This is a genomic window from Nonomuraea sp. NPDC049784, assembly GCF_040659615.1.
Lineage (GTDB): Bacteria > Actinomycetota > Actinomycetes > Streptosporangiales > Streptosporangiaceae > Nonomuraea.
The window spans coordinates 12,554-30,380 of record NZ_JBFAMX010000074.1 but is presented as its reverse complement, the minus strand read 5'-3'; the positions used below and the strand labels follow the sequence as shown (position 1 = coordinate 30,380).

Here is a 17,827-nt window from a genome sequence, read left to right as displayed (position 1 = left end):
CCGGCATCGGCTGGCTCGCGTGGCTGTCGCCGTTCGGCTGGGTCCGGCTGACCAAGCCCTACGCCGGCGATCAGTGGTGGGTGCTGGGGCTGCTCGCGGTGTTCGTCGCGGCCGTGGCGGCGGCCGCCTTCGCACTGTCCACGCGGCGTGACGTGGCCGGCGGCCTGGTGCCCACCCGCCAGGGGCCCGCAACCGGAGGGCTGCCGGGCGCGTTCGGCCTGGCCGGGCGGCTGCACCGGGGCACGCTCGCGGGCTTCGCCATCGGTTTCGGCCTGCTGGGTGCCCTGCTCGGTGTGTCAGCGCGCGGGCTGGACACTCAGCTGGACACGCCACAGTTCCAGGAGCTGGCCGCGACCGTCGGCGGCGCCGGCGCCCGCATATCGGATGTGTTCTTCACGTTCGTGATGTAAGTGCTCAGCCAGCTCGTCACGGGGGCGGCGCTGGTGTCCGCGCTGCGCGCCCGTGGCGAGGAGGCGGCGGGCCGGGCCGAGCTGCTGCTGTCCACCCCTGTCGGCCGGCTGCGCTGGGCGCTGAGCCATCTGGTGGTCGCCATCGTGAGCCCGGCACTGCTGCTGGCCGTGCTGGGCGCGGCGGCGGGGCTCACCTATGACGGCGACGTGGCCCGCGTCACCGGGGCCACGCTGGCCTACCTGCCCGCGGTCTGGACCGTGGTCGGGATCGCGACGCTGCTGTTCGGCATGCTGCCCCGGCTGGCGGCGGCCGTGAGCTGGACCGTGCTCGGCCTCTTCCTGGTCGTGGATCTGCTCGCGGAGTTCAAGCTGGCCACCGGGATCGTCCTGAACCTTTCGCCGTACGTGCATGTGCCGGCGATGTTGCTGGGCGGCGCCTCGTCACCGGTGGCGCCGCTGCTGGGACTGACCGCGGTGGCCGTCGCCCTGGCCACGGTGGGGCTGGCGTTCCTGCGCCGCCGCGACCTGGTGCCATCTGCCTGAATCCACATGGGCACTTCACGAAAGGGTGACAGGAGGCATCAAAGCGGCCGGCCTGGACTGGCAGAAACTGCTAGCATCGCGGCGGCGTAAGGGACGCCTGATCGCTACGTGACGAGGGAGGTTGATGAATATGGCTGCCAGTAGCCGTTGTCAGCATGCCCTTGTCCGGCCCGCGCGAGACTAAGCGCGCGGTCCGGGTCGTTCCATCGACCAGGAGTCTCACGTGTCTTCTTTCTTTCCGGTGACCGACACCGATGTGACCACCGACCGCCTCGTCCTGCGGTCGTGGGTCCCGGGCGAAGTCAGCGTCGTCCTCGACGGCGCCCGGCTGGCGCACTGGGCTGAGGACTTCCCCACCGAGGGGGATCGGGTCATCGCCGGTCTGTTCTCCGAGCACCCCACCTGGCTGGGCGAGTACGGCCACCGTCAGATCATCGAACGCGACAACGGTCTGGTGGTCGGCTCGATCGGGCTGTTCTGGCCCCCGAGCGACGGCACCCTGGAAATCGGGTACGGCATCGTGGCCTCTCGCCGGGGGCGTGGCTACGCCCCCGAGGCAACGCGTGCCTTGACCGAGTTCGCCTTCACCGCACCGGGAGTCGGCACGGTCCACGCCAACGTGGAACTGTCGAACCCCGCCTCGATCCGGGTGCTGGAAAAGGCCGGCTTCCAGCGATCGCACACCGACGCTGAGCAGAACACGGCCCGGTACGTCGCCACACCGCCGGTCCAGCGGTAAACGCCCTCAGGGGATCGGCGGAGGTACACCCTCGCCGATCCCCGTGGAGGAGCTCATGGCAGGCCTCAGGCGTGACCTGCTCCATCTGGACGTGCGCTGCCGCAAGGGCGAGGTCCGTGCGCTCCTCGGCTGGTCCAACGCCATCCAGGCCCATCCCGCTCTGGAGTTCGGACGCCTGGGAGAGTTCCAGTGAGCACCTGGAACGGTGAAGCCCCACTCGCTACAAGCCCGTCGGCCCAAGCGGGGCAATTCGGGCAGTAATGGGGGATATGGGGCAGAGTGTGGAGATGCAAGCCCGTAAGACACGCTTGATGACGCGTTTGCTTGCTCGTGACCTGTTCGACGCATAACCTCGACGGCAGTGAGGAGTTACTCCGCGCAGCGCGGATTGCCATACCGGTGAACGACGGACGTACGAGGTTGATTGATCGAGGCGGACGAGGTGTCGGCTTTGCGAGTCGACGCCCGGTCAGTCTTGGCTGGATATCGATCATGACGCCCACCGGGCTATTCGTGCCGCGCTTGTGACCCCTCCCGTTTGTGGCCGCGTTATGAGGTGTTGACGACGCGAGGAGGGCGGGGCGCACATGGGGCCGCTTGTCGTGGTGCTGATGGTGGCGGTGCTCGTGCTCGCGTTCGGGATGATCGTCGCGCTCCTCGTCGTCATACGGCGCACCTCGGGCGAGCTGCCACGCGCGGCCAAGGCCAGCCCTGAGGAGGTGCAGGCCGTACACGAAGAGCTCGAGCAGGCGCGTGAGGAGGCGCGGGAGATCCGCCACAAGGCGGAGACCGACGCCGAGGAGATCCTGCGCAGGTCGGAGGCCGCCGCCGAGAGTGCCGCGCAGATGCGGCGGGAGGTCGAAGAGGAGAGCCGGATACTCAAGTCCGAGCTCAAGGAGCTACGTGCCGACCTCGAGCGGCGGGAGGCCAGGCTGGCCGAGCGGGAGCAGCGGCTGGACGAGGAGGCCAGGCGGCAGTCCGAGCGTGACAGGAAGCTGGCCGAGACCGAGGTCGAGCTGGCCGACAGGCGCGAGGAACTGCTGCAGGTCGAGGAGGAGCGGCGGGTCGTCCTGGAACGGGTCGCCGGGCTGACCGTCGCGCAGGCCAAGACCGAGCTGGTCAAGGAGATCGAGAACCAGGCCAAGCGCGAGGCCGCGCTGATCGTCAGGGAGATCGAGAGCGATGCCCGCAAGGAGGGCGAGAAGCGGGCCACCAAGATCGTGACGCTGGCCGTGCAGCGGGTGGCGGCGGAGCAGACGGCGGAGTCGGTCGTCAGCGTGCTCCATCTGCCCGGGGACGAGATGAAGGGCAGGATCATCGGCCGTGAAGGGCGGAACATCCGGGCCTTCGAGTCCACGACCGGCGTAAATCTGATCATCGATGACACGCCTGAGGCCGTGCTGCTGTCGTGTTTCGATCCGGTGCGGCGGGAGACGGCCCGGCTGACGCTGGAGAAGCTCGTGCTGGACGGGCGCATCCATCCCCAGCGCATCGAGGAGGCGCACGACCGCAGCCGCCAGGAGGTCCAGGATCTGTGCGCGCGGGCCGGCGAGGACGCCCTGGTCGAGCTGGGGATCACCGACATGCATCCCGAGCTGACGCTGCTTCTCGGGCAGCTCAGGTACAGGACGTCGTACGGGCAGAACGTTCTGAAACACCTGATCGAGTCCGCGCACATCGCCGGGATCATGGCCGCCGAGCTGAAGATGAACCAGGCGCTGATGAAGCGCTGTGCCCTGCTCCACGACATCGGCAAGGCGCTCACGCACGAGGTCGAGGGCAGCCATGCGCTGATCGGGGCGGAGATCGCCCGCAGGTACGGCGAGGAGGAGGACGTGGTGCACGCCATCGAGGCGCACCACAACGAGGTCGAGGTCCGCACCGTCGAGGCGGTTCTCACCCAGGCCGCCGACGCGATCAGCGGCAGCCGTCCCGGTGCCCGCCGCGAGTCCCTGGAGGCGTACGTCAAGCGCCTGGAGCGGCTGGAGGAGATCGCGCAGTCGTACGAGGGCGTCGAGAAGGTCTTCGCCATGCAGGCCGGGCGGGAGATCCGGGTCATGGTCAAGCCGGACGCGATCGACGACATCCAGGCGCAGGTGATCGCCCGCGACGTGGCCAAGCAGGTGGAGGAGGAGCTGACCTACCCCGGCCAGATCCGCATCACCGTGGTGAGGGAGTCCAGGGCCACCGAGTTCGCGAGGTAGGCCGGAACCGGCCGCCGGGGCATCAGGCCCGTGCCCGCCGAGGCGTCACGGGGTCAGGCCAGGCGGATGCGTGGGTCGAGCAGCCCGTACGCCACATCCACCAGCAGGTTGGCCACCACCACCGCGGTCGTCGCCAGCGTGACCACACCCATGATCACGGGCAGGTCCCCGCTGACGAACGCCTGCACCACCGCCTGCCCCACCCCGCCGAGCCCGAAGACCGACTCCGTCACCACCACCCCGCCGATCAGCGTGCCGACGTCCACCCCGAGCTGCGTCACCACCGGCGTGAGCGCGGCCCGCAGGCCGTGCCGGTAGATCACGCGTCGCTCCGGCACCCCCTTGGCCCGGGCCGTGCGGATGTAGTCCTCGCCGAGGACGTCCAGCATGGAGCCGCGCGTGAGCCGGGCGTACGTCGCCGCCTGGACCATGGCCAGCGTGACCCACGGCAGGATCAGGTGGCGGGCCCATTCGGCGGGATTCTCCGAGAACGGCACGTACGAGTCCGGCGGCAGGATGGGCACGCCCGCCATCGACAGCTGGAAGAACAGGAAATACAGCAGCAGCAGGCCCACCACGAAGGTCGGCATCGAGACCCCGGCCAGCGCCAGCAGGGTCAGGCCGCGGTCCACCACGGACCGCGCCCGGGTGGCGCTGAGCACCCCGGCACCGACGCCCATGGTGAACCACAGCACGGCGCCCCCCAGCACCAGCGAGAACGTCGGAGGGAAGTCGGCGGCCAGCAGCTTGCCGACCGATTCGCCGGAGAAGTACGACTCGCCCAGGTCGCCGTGGAGCAGCCTGCCCAGGTAGTCCAGGTACTGGACGAGCGTGGGCCGGTCGAGACCGAGGTTGTGGCGGATCAGCTCCACCTGCTCGGGCGTGGCCTGCCGCCCGGCCAGAGTCCTGGCGGGATCGCTGGGCGCGACGAAGAACAGCAGGAACGTCCCGAGCGTCACCAGCCACAAGACGAGCAGGCCGAGCAGGGCTCGGCGCAGCAGGAATGCGCGCAGCATCACGCCCCCTTACGCGTACGGCGGCGGCCGAACAGGCGCTCCATCCGTGGGTCGATGGCGTCCCTGATCCCGTCGCCCACCAGGTTGAACGCGAGCGTGGTGATCAGCAGCGTGGCGGCCGGGAACCCCAGATACCAGTACGCCACCCGGTAGAACCCCTGCGCCTCGCTCAGCAGGTTCCCCCACGAGGGGGTGGGTGGCACGATCCCCAGCCCCAGGTACGACAGCGTCGACTCGAACACGATGGCCGCGGGGACCAGCAGCGTGGTCAGCACGATGACGGGAGCCAGCAGGTTCGGGAGGATGTCCACGAACATGATCCGGAAATCGCCCGCACCTATGGAACGGGCGGCCTCCACGTACTCGCGTTCCTTCACCGACAACGTCTGCCCGCGCACCACACGGGCGATGGCCGCCCACGAGTAGAACGCGATCACCCCGATCGTGGCCGTCAGCGAGGGCCCGGCGATGGACACCACCGCGATCGCGAAGATCAGGTACGGGAACGACAGCACGACGTCCATCAGCCGCGACAGCACGGTGTCCACGACGCCGCCGTAGTACCCGGCCAGCAGCCCGACCACCACCCCCACCAGCGCCGCCAGCCCGGTGGCCACCACGCCGACGAGCAGCGAGACCCGCGCCCCGTACAGGACCCTGATGAACAGGTCGCGTCCGAGCCGGTCGGTGCCGAACCAGAACTCCCCGTTCGGCGGGACGGGCAGCCCCTGGGCCGTGATGCCGGTGTCGCGGAACTGGTCGTCAGGGCCGTGGCCGTTCCAGGCGGCGATGAGCGGCGCGGCCAGCGCCAGCGCGCACAGCAGGATGACGACCACGCCGGACACCATGGCGACCTTGTCGGTCCTGATCCGGCGCCAGGCGAGCTGCCAGGGCCCGCGCCCGGCGATCCCGGACTCGGTGACGGCGCCGGGTCTGATCTCGGTCAGTGTCATACGACCACCTCGATGGGGAAGTGGCAGGCCGCCGACACCCCGGGAGCCGCCGGGCCCTCAAGCAAGGGCTCCACGGAGGAGCAGACCTCCTGCGCCCGCGGGCACCGGGGATGGAAGCGGCAGCCGGACGGCGGGTCGATCGGCGAGGGCACGTCCCCGGTCAGCACGATGCGCCGCCGCCGCTGCGCCTCGTCCGGGTCGGCCACCGCGGTCGCCGACAGCAGCGCGTTCGTGTACGGGTGCCGCGGCCGGTCGTACACCGACTCCGCGTCGCCCAGTTCGACCACCTTGCCCAGGTACATGACCGCGATCCGGTCGCTGATGTGCCGCACCACCGACAGGTCATGGGCGATGAACAGGTACGTCAGCCCGAACTCGGCCTGCAGATCCTTCAGCAGGTTCAGGATCTGTGCCTGGATGGACACGTCGAGCGCCGACACCGGCTCGTCGCAGATGATCAGCCGGGGCCGCAGCGCGAGCGCTCTGGCCACCCCGATCCGCTGCCGCTGCCCGCCGGAGAACTCCGCGGGGAACCGGTTGTAGTGCTCCGGGTTGAGCCCGACCCGTTCCATCAGCTCCTGTACGGTCCGGCGGAGCGCGTCGCCGCTCATCACCCGGTGGATCACGAGCGGATCGGCGATGATCGACCCGACGCGCCTGCGCGGGTTCAGCGAGCCGTACGGGTCCTGGAAGATGACCTGGATGTCGCGCCGGTAGGGCCGCATGCGTTTGCGGGGCAGGTTCGTGATGTTCGCGCCGTCGAACCGCACACTGCCCGACGTGACCGGATGCAGCCCGGCGATGCACCGCGCGAGCGTGGACTTGCCGCAGCCCGTCTCGCCCACCAGGCCCAGCGTCTCGCCCGCGGAGAGCGTGAAGCTGACCCCGTCCACCGCCCTCACCTGCCCGATCACGTGCTTGACCAGCGCGCCCGTGGTGATGGGGTAGTGCTTGACCAGGTTCGAGACCTCGAGCAGCATCACGACTCCTTCGCCTTGAGCCGCAGCGCCTCGGCCTCGGTGCCCAGCCCGACCGCCTCGTGCGGCAGCCAGCAGGCCGAGGCGTGGGCGCCGTCTCCGGTCACCGTGGCCAGCGGCGGCCGTTCGGCCGGGCAGACCGGCATCGCGTACAGGCAGCGCGGGTGGAACGCGCACCCGGACGGGATCGCGATCAGGCTGGGCGGCGAGCCGGGGATGGGCCGCAGCCGCCCGCCCCGGTCCCCGCTGCTGCCCGGGATCGACTCCAGCAGGCCCTTGGTGTACGGGTGGTGCGGCCGGTAGTAGAGCGTGCGCCGGTCGGCCCGCTCGACCGCGAGCCCGGCGTACATGACCAGCACCTCGTCGGCCATGCCCGCGACCACGCCGAGGTCATGCGTGATGAGGATGAGCGCGATCCCGAACTCCGCCTGCACCCGCGCGATGAGCTCCAGGATCTGTGCCTGCACGGTCGCGTCGAGCGCCGTGGTCGGCTCGTCGGCCACGATCAACTTCGGGTTGAGCGCGAGCGACATTGCGATCATCGCCCGCTGCCGCATGCCGCCGGAGAACTGGTGCGGGTAGTCGTCCACGCGGCGCTCCGGCCGGGGGATGCCGACCAGGCCGAGCAGCTCGACCGCCCGCCTCCTGGCCTCGGCGCGGGAGGTGTCCGGCCGGTGCACCCTGATCAGCTCCTCGATCTGCCAGCCCACCTTGTAGAGCGGGTGCAGGCTGGTCAGCGGGTCCTGGAAGACGACGCTGATCTCGGCGCCGCGGATGTGGCGCAGCCGCTCGCGGTCGAGCTCGAGCAGGTTGACGCCGTCGAACATGGCGGTGCCGGAGATGTCGGCCTCGGGGGTGAGCCCCAGGATGGCCTGGGTGCTCACCGTCTTGCCGCTGCCGGACTCGCCGACGATCGCCAGCGTGCGGCCGCGTTCGATGCGGAACGACAGCCCCCGCACGGCCTGCACCACGCCGTCGGACGTGGGGAAGGCCACGCGGAGGTCCGTCACCTCGAGCAGGCTCATCACGGGTTGTTGGGGTTGAGCCAGAGGTTGGTGAAGTCGTAGAGCTGGAACGCCGGCAGGTACAGGGCGTTCTGCACCCGCTTGCTCTTGGAGATCGGCGTGTTCTGGTTGTTGAGCGGCACGATCACCGCGTCGGCCATGACCGTCTGATCCACCTGGTGCCAGAGCGCGGCTGCCTTGGTCTGGTCCTGCTGGGCCAGCGCCTGCTTGATCAGCGAGTCCACCTTGGGGTTGCTGTAGCAGCCGTAGTTGCTGGTGCCGGGCGTGCAGTTGGTCTCGAACAGCGGCTGTATGACCGCGCGGCCGTTGTTGCCGTACCAGTCGGGGACCCAGCCGGGGGCGGAGATGTCCCACTTGCTGGCCTTGGCGATCGACGGGTTCTGCAGGAAGGCGCCGTAGTAGTCGCCCTGCCGCACCGGCAGGCCCTTCACCGTGATCCCGCACTTCTGCAGGTCCGCCGAGTACGACTGGAAGTTGGCCGGGTGGTTGCCCGCGTTGCGGAAGGCGCCGATGAGGGTCAGCCCGTTCGGGTATCCGGCCTCGGCGAGCAGTTGCTTGCACTTGGCCGGGTCGCCCGCGTCACCCGGGCTCGGGTACGGGTTGTACTCCTGGTATCCGATGTTGCCCGGCGGGATCGCGGTGTGCAGCGGCGTGGCCACGTCGGCGCCGCCGTAGACCTTGGCGATGGCGACCTTGCTGACCGCGTACTCGATGGCCTGGCGCACCTTGAGCTTGCCCATGGCGCCGCCGGCGTTCTTGCTCTGCAGGTTGAAGACGACGTACGGATTGGTCACCGCGCCCGGGAAGATCTTGAAGCCGGGGTCGCCCGAGCTATTGAGCCGCGGGATCTGCGCGGTCGGCACCGGCAGGTCCCAGGACAGGTCCGCGCTGCCGGCCTCGATCTGCTGCTGCACGGCGTCCGGCTCGTTGACGCCCATCTTGACCTCGATCGCGTTCACGTACTGGTGCCTGATCGGGTCGGACTCCTGCTTCCAGGCCGGGTTCCGCTCCAGCCTGATCGACTTGGTGGCCACGTACTGGGTGATCTTGTAGGGGCCGTCAGAGATCGTGTGCTGGCGGAACGTGGCGTCGTCCGGCACGTACTGGTCGTACTCCTTGGGCGCGGCCACGGAGAAGTTCAGCGACAGGATGTTGAGGAAGTCGCTGGCGGGCTGGGTCAGCGTGAAGACCACCGTCTTGTCGTCCTTGGCCTGGACGCCCGCGATGTCGTGGCCGTTCTGGAAGTCGGCCAGCGCCGCGGCCGTGGGCTTGGCCTTGGTGAACGCCTTGGCGTACGCGTCGCAGTACGCCTTCATGCCCTTGATCGTGCTCGTGTAGTAGCCGGGCGCCCCGGAGCCTGCCACCGGGTTGCAGATCCGCTTGAAGCCGCGGACGAAGTCGCCCGCCGTCACCTCGCGCGGCGGCTGGGTGTCCCACTGTACGCCGTCACGGAGCTTGACCGTGTACGTGAGCCCGTCGGCGCTCAGGCCGCCGTTGTCCGTCGTGGGCAGCTCGGCCGCGACATCCGGGACGACCGCGAAGCCCTTGGTCGTCTCGGTCTCGCTCGCCACCCCGTTCAGCCCGAAGAGCCCGCGCGCGTATGTGCGCAGGATCCCGTTGGTGACCGTGTAGTAGGAACTGGTGGGGTCGAGATGATCGACGTCGCCGCCGCCCACGAGCCTGAGCGTCCCCCCGGAAACCGGTTGGCCCGGGGCGGCGGAACTCGGCGGCGCCGAATTTCGAGCTCCGGTGTCGGTCTGGCAGGCAGTGGCGAACAAAGTTGCGGTGACCACCACGGCAATGCTGAAATGGCGCATGCTGGCCATCTGGCCTCCCTCGTGCCGAGATGCGGGGCGTGCATGGCTGGCCGTAGTGGGGCGTGCGCCGTGGCCGCGGAGCACGTCCCACATTGCATGGTCACGCGCGCGGCGGCGATCGAAAAGACGGTTACGCAACCGATGAGGATTAGCGATCGCCCAGTAATGCCGGTTTCGTATTAAATACGTCCGCAAATTGCGACATTAGGCGAAAATCTGCTGGTAAAAGGCCAGCTCGGCGGCCAGTGCGGCCACCCGTGTCTCCAAGCGGCGGAAGCCATGCGACTCGCCCTCGAACGCCAGATATGTGCACGGCACACCCCGCTCCGACAGCGCCTCCGCGAAGGCCGCCGACTGCTCCGCCGGCACCACGGGGTCGTCGAGCCCCTGCAGGAGCAGCATCGGGCAGGTCACGCCGTCCACGAGGGCGAGCGGCTCCCGGCTCGCGTACACCTGCGGATCCGCCGGCCCCACCAGCCACTCCATGTAGCGCGACTCGAAGTCGTGGGTGTGCGCGGCGAGCGGCGCGAGCGCGCTGACGCCGAAGTACGACACCCCGCCGGCGAACACGCCTGACCGGCAGCAGGCCGCCATCACGGTCCACCCGCCCGCGCTGCCTCCGCGCACCGCGATCCTGCGGGGATCGGCCAGCCCCTCCGCGGCCAGCCACTCGGCGGCGGCGACCGTGTCCGCCACGTCGACCAGCCCCCACTGCCCCTTCAGCCGGTCGCGGTAAGCCCTGCCGTAGCCGGTCGAGCCGCCGTAGTTGACGTCGAGTACGCCGATGCCGCGCGAGGTCAGGAACGCCTTCTCCAGGTCGAGCGCGGTGTCGGCGTGCGCGGTCGGCCCACCGTGAACGAAGATCACGAAAGGTGGCACGCCGTCGGTCGCCGGGCCGTACGGCGGGTAGAGGAAGGCCGGGACCGGCGACTCGACTGCTCTCGGTACGGGCAGGTAGGCCGGGTCGGGCAGGCGCGAGTGATCGCCCCTCAGCGAGCGGGACTCGCCGGACGCGGTGTCCACGCTGATGACCGACCGGGGGGTCGTGGGGGCGTACCCGATGCCGACCACGGACGTGCCCTCTGCGGCCAGCGCCGCGTCCCACCCGTCGTAGGGCACGTCGAGGTCGGTGAGCGTGCCGGAGACCGGGTCGAGCACGCCCAGCCGCAGGTCGCCGCGCCCGTGCAGGACCGCGAGCCGCCCGTCGCCGAGCACGGTGTACGGCAGCCCGCCCAGCTGCCACGGCGGCAGCGTGAACTCCTCCTCCGCGGCGTGGATCGCCCGCGGGCCGTCGCCGTGGAGGCCGACCTCGTAGAGATTCCACCAGCCGGAGCAGTCGGAGACCAGGTAGAGGCTGGAGTCGTCCTTCCAGGTGGGGACCAGCACGGACTCCGCGAGGCCGCCCTTCACCGTCCACGAGCCGCCGCCCGCCAGCCGGGTGACGCGTAGCTCGGTGCCGTTCCAGGGCATGCGCGGGTGGTTCCAGCAGACGTAGGCCAGATGCCGCCCGTCGGGGGAGATGGCAGGGGAGGCGTAGAAGTCGCAGCCGGTGGCCCATTCGCGAGTCTCGCCGCCGTCCAGCGGGATCGACACGATCGACCTGGTGACCTTGCCGTCGTCGTCGTGGCGCTCGCGCACGCACCAGACCTGGCCGTCGCGCACCGACAGGTCCGCGTAGCGGCAGCCCTCCTCCGTGAGGCGTTTCGGTTCGCCGTAATCGCGAAGAATGTACAGGCGCTGATCCTTGAGGTTGGCGAAGACCACCTCGCCCTCGGGGGTCACGGCGTACGGCCTGCCGCCGTACTCGTGGACCCTGGTGCGCGCGCTCCAGGGGGCATGGAGCAGTTCGTGCTGGGTGCCATCGGCCGCGCGGCACACGATCGTGGTGCGCCCGCCCTCGTCGGGACGGTCCTCTGTCCACCAGACCCGGCCGTTCTGGGCCGTGGGCCAGCCGAGGCGCACGCTGGAGCCGGCCACGTCTCTGGTCGAAATGGGGGAGGGCCAGAAAGGCATACCCGCATCCTGCCGGAAGATCGGCGACGGCGTGCGGCTGTCCCCACAGTTCAGGGACACCCTTCCGGCTTCGGCAGATACGACGGCAGCTTGAGCCCCGTCTTGCCGAACCACTTGTGCAGCAGCCGCGTGGCCGTGCCGTCGTGCCACATGGCGGCGATCGCCTGGTTGACGGCCTCGCAGGTGGCGGTGTCGCCCTTCTTGATCCCGACGCCCCATTTCTCCTCGGTGATGGGGTCGTTCAGCAGCCTGAAGCGGCCGGGATCCGCCTGGGCGAACCCGGCCAGAAGCAGGTTCTCGGTGCTCACCGCGTCGAGCTCGTGCTCGGCGAGCTTGCGTACGCAGTCGGAGTAGTTGGCCGCGCCCACCAGCACCGCGGGCAGGTTCAGCTTGCCGTCGGGCGGCGGATCGACGATTCGCCGGTACGAGTTCGAGCCCTCCGCCAGGCAGAGCCGCTTGCCCCGCAGGTCGGTCACCTTCTTGATGCTGGTGTCGTTCGCGCGGACCATCGTGTCCTGCTGGACGATCACGTACGGGCCGCCGAACGTCACCATGGGCCTGCGCGCCTCGGTGATGGTGTAGGAGGCGACGATGAGGTCCACGCTGCCGTTCTGGAGCAGCGCCTCCCGGGAGGACGAGGGCGACTCCCGCCACGTGATGTCCACGTGGCGGCCGTGCCCGAGATAGTCGACGATGTATCGGGCGACGTCCACGTCGAACCCGTGCGGGGCGCCCGGTCCGGTCACCAGCCCCAGGCTCGGCTGGTCCCACTTGGTGCCGACCACGACTTGTCCGGTGTTCCTGATCTTGCCTACGACGGTGGTATACGAGCCTCCGCCACCGCATGCGGCCAGGCCCATGACGATGGCGCCTGCCAACGCCACGTACGCCCGACGCATGGACACCCCCGGTCTCTTGCTATAGGCGAGTTTGCTCGTCGCGCGACCTGTTCGGGAACGGTCCATGGACGGTTCTTAGTCGAGTTATGGCACCTTCTTGGGGCTTGCTGCCATTGGGGGAACGCGGAACGGCGGCGGCACGCGTGTCCGCGCGCCGCCGCCGTTCGTTCCGCGGGTGAAGGGCCGTCACTCCATCGTGGCGACGGCCTCCCGTCCAGGACCACCGCCGGCGGGACCCGTGCCGATCGCCGAGGGCGGCGTGATCGGTCCCGCTGCCGACTTGCGGCTGCGGCGGCTGCGGCGCTCGAGCCAGTTCGCGAGGTAGCTGAGAGCCAGGTTGATCAACACGTAGAACAGCGCCAGCACGATGGCGCTCGGGATGAGGTTGCCGTAGTTGACCGCGAACTGCTTCAGGCCGGCGTTCAGCAGGTCCTCGTAAGCGATGATCCAGCCGAGCGCGGTGTCCTTCAGCAGGACGACCATCTGGCTGACGATCGCCGGCATCATCGCCGTGGTCGCCTGCGGGACCAGCACCAGGCGCATCACCTCGGACTTGCGCAGCCCGATGGAGTAGGCGGCCTCGGACTGGCCCCTCGGCACGGCCAGGACGCCCGCGCGGAAGATCTCGGCGAGCACCGACCCGTTGTACAGCGTCAGGCCGATGACGACGGCCCAGAACGCCGGCACGCTGACCGTGTAGCCGCTCAATGTGGCCGGGCCGGCCTGCACGAAGTAGATGAGGATCAGCAGCGGGATGGCACGGAAGAACTCCACGACGCCGCCGCAGAACAGGCGGACCACCCGGTGGTCGGAGAGCCTGCCGAGGCCGAACAGCACGCCGAAGAGCAGCGCGAGCACAGCCCCGACGACCGCGGCCTGCAGGGTGCCGATCAGGCCGGGGATGATGAACCCCGTCCACGTGTCGCCGCGCAGGAACGGCTCCCACTTGGCCGCGTCGAGCTGCCCCTTCTCGCCCAGCGTGGAGATCACCACGTACGCGATGAGCAGCAGGACCACGACGGACAGCAGCGTCAGCACGTTGTTGCGCAGCCGCGCGCGCGGCCCGGGGGCGTCGAACAGAACGCTGGTCATCGGGCCACCGCCAGTCGCTTGGCCAGCCAGCCGAAGAAGAAGCCGGTGGGGAGGGTCAGCACCATGTAGCCGAAGGCGAAGCCGAGGAAGATGGGGATCGTGCCGCCGAAGTCGTCGAACATCTGCTTCATCTGGGCCGCCGCGTCGAGGTAGCTCGCCACGGTGACGATCGTGGTGTTCTTGGTGAGGGCGATCAGGAGGCTGCCCAGCGGGGCGATGACCGACCGGAACGCCTGTGGCAGCACGATCAGCCGCAGCGACTGGACGAACGTCAGCCCGATGGCCCTGGCCGCCTCCGCCTGGCCCACGGAGACCGTGTTGATGCCGGAACGCAGCGCCTCGCACACGAACGCCGCGGTGTACGCCGACAGACCGGCCACCGCCCACCAGAAGTAGTTGGTGGCGGGCTGGTCGGAGAAGGTGAGCTGCATCGTGTCGCTGAGCCCCAGCGCGCAGAGGATCAGCACCAGGGTCAGCGGGGTGTTGCGGACGACGTTGACGTAGGCGGTGCCGGCCCAGCGCAGCACCGGGGTGGGAGCCACGCGCATGGAGACCAGGATGGTGCCGAGGATGAGCGCGAAGAGCCCGCTCGTGAGCGTCAGCCGGATCGTCGCCCAGAAGCCCAGGAGGATCTTGTCGAATTCCTGAACCAGCGGGGAGAAGTCAAATAGGGAAGAGGTGTCCATGACATTCCTCGTCGAGAGTGCCCAGCGGCGAGCCTGAGCGGCTCAGGCTCGCCACCGAGCGATCGGGCCCGGACGAAAGATCAGGAGCAGCCCTCAGCGGGCGGCGCCGAGGTCTCGACCTTCAGGCCCGTGCCGGCGAAGTGCTTGTCCAGCAGCTTGGCCGCGGTGCCGTCGGACCACATCTGGGCCACGATCTTGTTGATCTCGTTGCAGGTCTCGACGTCGCCCTTCTTCAGGCCGATGCCGTACTTCTCGTCCGTGAACGGAGCGCCCGCCACCTTCACGCCGGTGCCCTCGCGCTTGGCGAAGCCGGCGAGGATCGTGTCGTCGGTGGTCACGACGTCGACAGCCTTGGTCTTGAGCTTCTGGATGCACTCGTCGTAGCCGCCGGCGGGCACCAGGGTCGCCTCGACCTTGAGGTTCTGCTTGTTGGTGCCCTCGGTGATGTTCTTCCACGAGTTGGAGCCGCTGACCTGGCAGACCTTCTTGCCCTTGAGGGTGTCGAGGCTCGTGATCGAGCTGTCGTCGGCCCGGATGAGCGAGTCCTGGTGCGCCAGGTAGTAGGGCCCGGCGAAGGTCACCTGCGGCTTACGCGCGTCGGTGATCGAGTACGTCGCGATCACCAGGTCGACCTGGCCCTGCTTCAGGAAGCTCTCCCGGTTGGCGGAACGGGCCTCCTTGAACTCGATGCCGCTCTCGGGCACGCCCAGCTTGCCGGCGATGTATTTCGCGACGTCCACGTCGAAACCCTCGACCGTGCCGTCGGGCTTCTTCAGGCCCAGACCCGGCTGGTCGTACTTCACGCCGACGACGAGCTTCTTCTCGTCCTTGACCTTCTGCAACACGGTGGTCGCTCCGCCGCCGCCGCAGGCGGCGAGGCCGGCGATCATGGCACCGGCGGCGACGAGGGCTGCGCCCATGCGACGGATATGCATCGTCCTACCTCGGCTCTCTCAATGCGTCAGAATCTTAGAAAGGAAATCCTTGGCCCTGTCGGTCTGCGGAGATCCGAAGAAGGCGTCCGGGGTGTTCTCCTCCACGATCTGGCCGTCGGCCATGAACACGACCCTGTTGGCGGCCCGCCGGGCGAAGCCCATCTCGTGGGTGACGACCATCATGGTCATCCCGTCGCGGGCCAGCCCGATCATGACGTCCAGAACCTCCTGCACCATCTCGGGGTCCAGGGCCGACGTCGGCTCGTCGAAGAGGATCATCTTGGGTTCCATCGCCAGTGCTCTGGCGATGGCGACCCGCTGCTGCTGACCGCCCGACAGCTGCGCGGGATATTTGTCCGCCTGCGCCGCGATGCCGACCCGCTCGAGCAATTCCATGGCCCGCTTGTCGGCGGCGTCGCGCGCCTGGCCGCGCACCTTGACGGGGCCGAGCGTCACATTTTCCCGAATGGTCTTGTGAGCGAAGAGATTGAACGACTGGAACACCATGCCGACATCGGCACGAAGTTTTGCCAGACCTTTGCCTTCTTGTGGCAGCGGCTGGCCATCGAAAACGATGCTCCCGCCGTCGATGGTCTCCAGCCGGTTGACGGCCCGGCAGAGCGTGGACTTGCCTCCGCCCGAAGGACCGATAACGACCAGCACCTCGCCGCGGGAGACGGTCAGGTTTATGTCCTTCAGGACGTGCAGCGCCCCAAAGTGTTTGTTGACGTTCTCCAACCGTACGAGTGGAGCGCCGTTACCGTTCTCCGTCATGCGTCAAACCGTAGACGGTCTGCAGAGTGCTGGTCACTAACTAAGCGGTACCGATCCGATCACATCATGCCACCAAGCTGGCCTTTTGGATCGGTACGGACCTTGCCAAGCCTCACAGCGACTACCCTTGAACGTGCGATGACTGTGACCCAGGACGGCGCCCGCACATACGAAGTGCGCACATACGGGTGCCAGATGAACGTGCACGACTCCGAGCGCCTGTCCGGTCTGCTGGAGGACGCCGGCTACGTGCCCGCCCCCGACGGTGAGACCGCCGACGTGGTCGTGTTCAACACGTGCGCCGTGCGGGAGAACGCCGACAACCGCCTCTACGGCAACCTCGGCCACCTCAGGCCCGCCAAGACCCGCAACCCGCGCATGCAGATCGCGGTAGGCGGCTGCCTGGCGCAGAAGGACCAGGGCGAGATCGTCCGCAAGGCGCCGTGGGTCGACGTGGTGTTCGGCACCCACAACATCGGCTCGCTGCCGGTGCTGCTCGAGCGGGCCCGCATCGAGGGCGAGGCGCAGGTCGAGCTGAAGGAGTCGCTCGAGGTCTTCCCCTCGACGCTGCCCACCAAGCGTGAGTCGGCCTATGCCGCCTGGGTGTCCATCTCGGTCGGCTGCAACAACACGTGCACGTTCTGCATCGTGCCGTCGCTGCGCGGCAAGGAGAAGGACCGCCGCCCCGGCGACATCCTCGCCGAGGTCCAGACCCTGGTCGACCAGGGTGTGCTGGAGGTGACGCTCCTCGGCCAGAACGTCAACACGTACGGCGTGGAGTTCGGCGACCGCCTGGCCTTCGGCAAGCTGCTGCGCTCGTGCGGCTCGATCGACGGCTTGGAGCGGGTCCGCTTCACCTCGCCCCACCCCGCCGCCTTCACGGGCGACGTGATCGCCGCCATGGCCGAGACCTCCAACGTCATGCACCAGCTCCACATGCCGCTGCAGTCGGGCTCGTCGCGGGTGCTGCGCGCGATGCGCCGCTCGTACCGCGCGGAGCGCTACCTCGGCATCATCGAGCGGGTGCGCGCCGCCATGCCGGACGCGGCCATCTCGACCGACATCATCGTCGGCTTCCCGGGGGAGACGGAGGAGGACTTCCAGGCCACCCTCGACGTGGTCCGCGAGAGCCGCTTCGCCAACGCCTTCACCTTCCAGTACTCCATCCGCCCCGGCACCCCGGCGGCCACCATGCCCGACCAGATCCCCAAGGAGGTCGTGCAGGAGCGCTACGAGCGGCTGGTGGCGCTGCAGGAGGAGATCTCCTGGGAGGAGAACAAGAAGCAGGTGGGGCGCACGCTCGAGGTCCTGGTGGCCGAGGGCGAGGGCCGTAAGGACGACGCCACCCGACGCCTCTCCGGCCGGGCGGCCGACAACCGCCTGGTGCACTTCACCACAGGCGCCGAGACGCCCCGGCCGGGTGACATGGTGACGGTCGAGGTGACGTACGCGGCCCCGCACCACCTGGTGGCGGACGGGCCGGTCAAGGGTCTCCGGCGCACGAGGGCCGGCGACGCCTGGGAGTCGCGCCAGTCCGGCTCCACGCCGTCCTCGGGTGTCCTGCTGGGCATGCCCACCATCGGCCGACCCGCCCCTACCCCCGCCGCCTCTTCTGGAGCCTGCTCGGCTCACTGACGCCCGGCCCCTAGGCCTCCTGCACGGCCTTGAGAACGGGCTTTGGACGCCTGCGTGACGTGCGGTTCCCGCGGCGTCAGCGGGTGAGGCGGTCCAGGTAGGCGTAGCA

Annotated in this window: 16 protein-coding genes and 1 pseudogene; 6 read left to right on the top strand and 11 right to left on the bottom strand. The window is 69.0% G+C overall.

The window, feature by feature from the left end; all coding sequences use genetic code 11:
• From AB0J09_RS18235 to rny, 5 genes and pseudogenes are all read left to right on the top strand, one after another.
• Positions 1-410 (top strand): annotated as a pseudogene (locus tag AB0J09_RS18235) (ABC transporter permease); the annotation flags it as partial.
• Positions 411-953: a hypothetical protein gene (locus tag AB0J09_RS18230; protein WP_360691778.1), complete on the top strand. Its 543-nt coding sequence runs from the start codon at positions 411-413 to the stop codon at positions 951-953.
• A gap of 223 nt (positions 954-1,176) precedes the next feature.
• Positions 1,177-1,692 (top strand): GNAT family N-acetyltransferase, encoded by a 516-nt coding sequence (locus tag AB0J09_RS18225; RefSeq protein ID WP_360691775.1) that lies wholly within the window; start codon positions 1,177-1,179, stop codon positions 1,690-1,692.
• Between the two features lie 55 nt (positions 1,693-1,747).
• Positions 1,748-1,885 (top strand): hypothetical protein, encoded by a 138-nt coding sequence (locus tag AB0J09_RS18220; RefSeq protein WP_360691772.1) that lies wholly within the window; start codon positions 1,748-1,750, stop codon positions 1,883-1,885.
• A gap of 394 nt (positions 1,886-2,279) precedes the next feature.
• Positions 2,280-3,896, top strand: coding sequence for a ribonuclease Y (gene rny / locus AB0J09_RS18215; protein WP_360691769.1), 1,617 nt, complete (start codon positions 2,280-2,282; stop codon positions 3,894-3,896).
• A gap of 53 nt (positions 3,897-3,949) precedes the next feature.
• On the opposite strand, the gene AB0J09_RS18210 is transcribed toward rny, so the two are convergent.
• From AB0J09_RS18210 to AB0J09_RS18160, 11 genes are all read right to left on the bottom strand, one after another.
• Positions 3,950-4,912, bottom strand: a complete 963-nt coding sequence (locus tag AB0J09_RS18210; protein WP_360691766.1) for an ABC transporter permease — start codon at positions 4,910-4,912, stop codon at positions 3,950-3,952.
• Complete coding sequence (locus tag AB0J09_RS18205; RefSeq protein ID WP_360691763.1) at positions 4,912-5,865, bottom strand: ABC transporter permease; 954 nt, start codon at positions 5,863-5,865, stop codon at positions 4,912-4,914. Before AB0J09_RS18205 ends, AB0J09_RS18210 begins: the two co-directional genes overlap by 1 nt.
• Positions 5,862-6,845 carry a dipeptide ABC transporter ATP-binding protein gene (locus AB0J09_RS18200; RefSeq protein ID WP_360691760.1) on the bottom strand — a complete coding sequence of 328 codons (984 nt, stop codon included), beginning with the start codon at positions 6,843-6,845 and terminating at the stop codon, positions 5,862-5,864. The genes AB0J09_RS18205 and AB0J09_RS18200 overlap by 4 nt, the downstream gene beginning before the upstream one ends.
• Positions 6,845-7,867, bottom strand: coding sequence for an ABC transporter ATP-binding protein (locus AB0J09_RS18195; RefSeq protein WP_360691757.1), 1,023 nt, complete (start codon positions 7,865-7,867; stop codon positions 6,845-6,847). Before AB0J09_RS18195 ends, AB0J09_RS18200 begins: the two co-directional genes overlap by 1 nt.
• Complete coding sequence (locus AB0J09_RS18190) at positions 7,867-9,543, bottom strand: ABC transporter substrate-binding protein (protein WP_360691755.1); 1,677 nt, start codon at positions 9,541-9,543, stop codon at positions 7,867-7,869. The genes AB0J09_RS18195 and AB0J09_RS18190 overlap by 1 nt, the downstream gene beginning before the upstream one ends.
• 345 nt (positions 9,544-9,888) lie before the next feature.
• Positions 9,889-11,697, bottom strand: coding sequence for a prolyl oligopeptidase family serine peptidase (locus AB0J09_RS18185; RefSeq protein WP_360691752.1), 1,809 nt, complete (start codon positions 11,695-11,697; stop codon positions 9,889-9,891).
• Positions 11,698-11,747: 50 nt separating this feature from the next.
• Positions 11,748-12,596, bottom strand: coding sequence for a glutamate ABC transporter substrate-binding protein (locus AB0J09_RS18180; RefSeq protein ID WP_360691781.1), 849 nt, complete (start codon positions 12,594-12,596; stop codon positions 11,748-11,750).
• Positions 12,597-12,782: 186 nt separating this feature from the next.
• The gene (locus AB0J09_RS18175; RefSeq protein ID WP_360691749.1) at positions 12,783-13,688 is read right to left on the bottom strand and encodes an amino acid ABC transporter permease; all 906 of its coding nucleotides are present in this window, start codon (positions 13,686-13,688) and stop codon (positions 12,783-12,785) included.
• On the bottom strand, positions 13,685-14,374 hold the full coding sequence (locus tag AB0J09_RS18170) for an amino acid ABC transporter permease (protein WP_360691746.1): 690 nt from the start codon (positions 14,372-14,374) through the stop codon (positions 13,685-13,687). The genes AB0J09_RS18175 and AB0J09_RS18170 overlap by 4 nt, the downstream gene beginning before the upstream one ends.
• Before the next feature lie 80 nt (positions 14,375-14,454).
• Positions 14,455-15,309 (bottom strand): glutamate ABC transporter substrate-binding protein, encoded by an 855-nt coding sequence (locus AB0J09_RS18165; protein ID WP_360691743.1) that lies wholly within the window; start codon positions 15,307-15,309, stop codon positions 14,455-14,457.
• Between the two features lie 18 nt (positions 15,310-15,327).
• Positions 15,328-16,083 carry an amino acid ABC transporter ATP-binding protein gene (locus AB0J09_RS18160; protein WP_360691740.1) on the bottom strand — a complete coding sequence of 252 codons (756 nt, stop codon included), beginning with the start codon at positions 16,081-16,083 and terminating at the stop codon, positions 15,328-15,330.
• A gap of 138 nt (positions 16,084-16,221) precedes the next feature.
• On the opposite strand from AB0J09_RS18160, the gene miaB reads away from it, so the two are divergent.
• Positions 16,222-17,718 (top strand): tRNA (N6-isopentenyl adenosine(37)-C2)-methylthiotransferase MiaB, encoded by a 1,497-nt coding sequence (gene miaB, locus AB0J09_RS18155; protein WP_360691737.1) that lies wholly within the window; start codon positions 16,222-16,224, stop codon positions 17,716-17,718.
• The last annotated feature ends 109 nt before the right edge of the window (positions 17,719-17,827 follow it).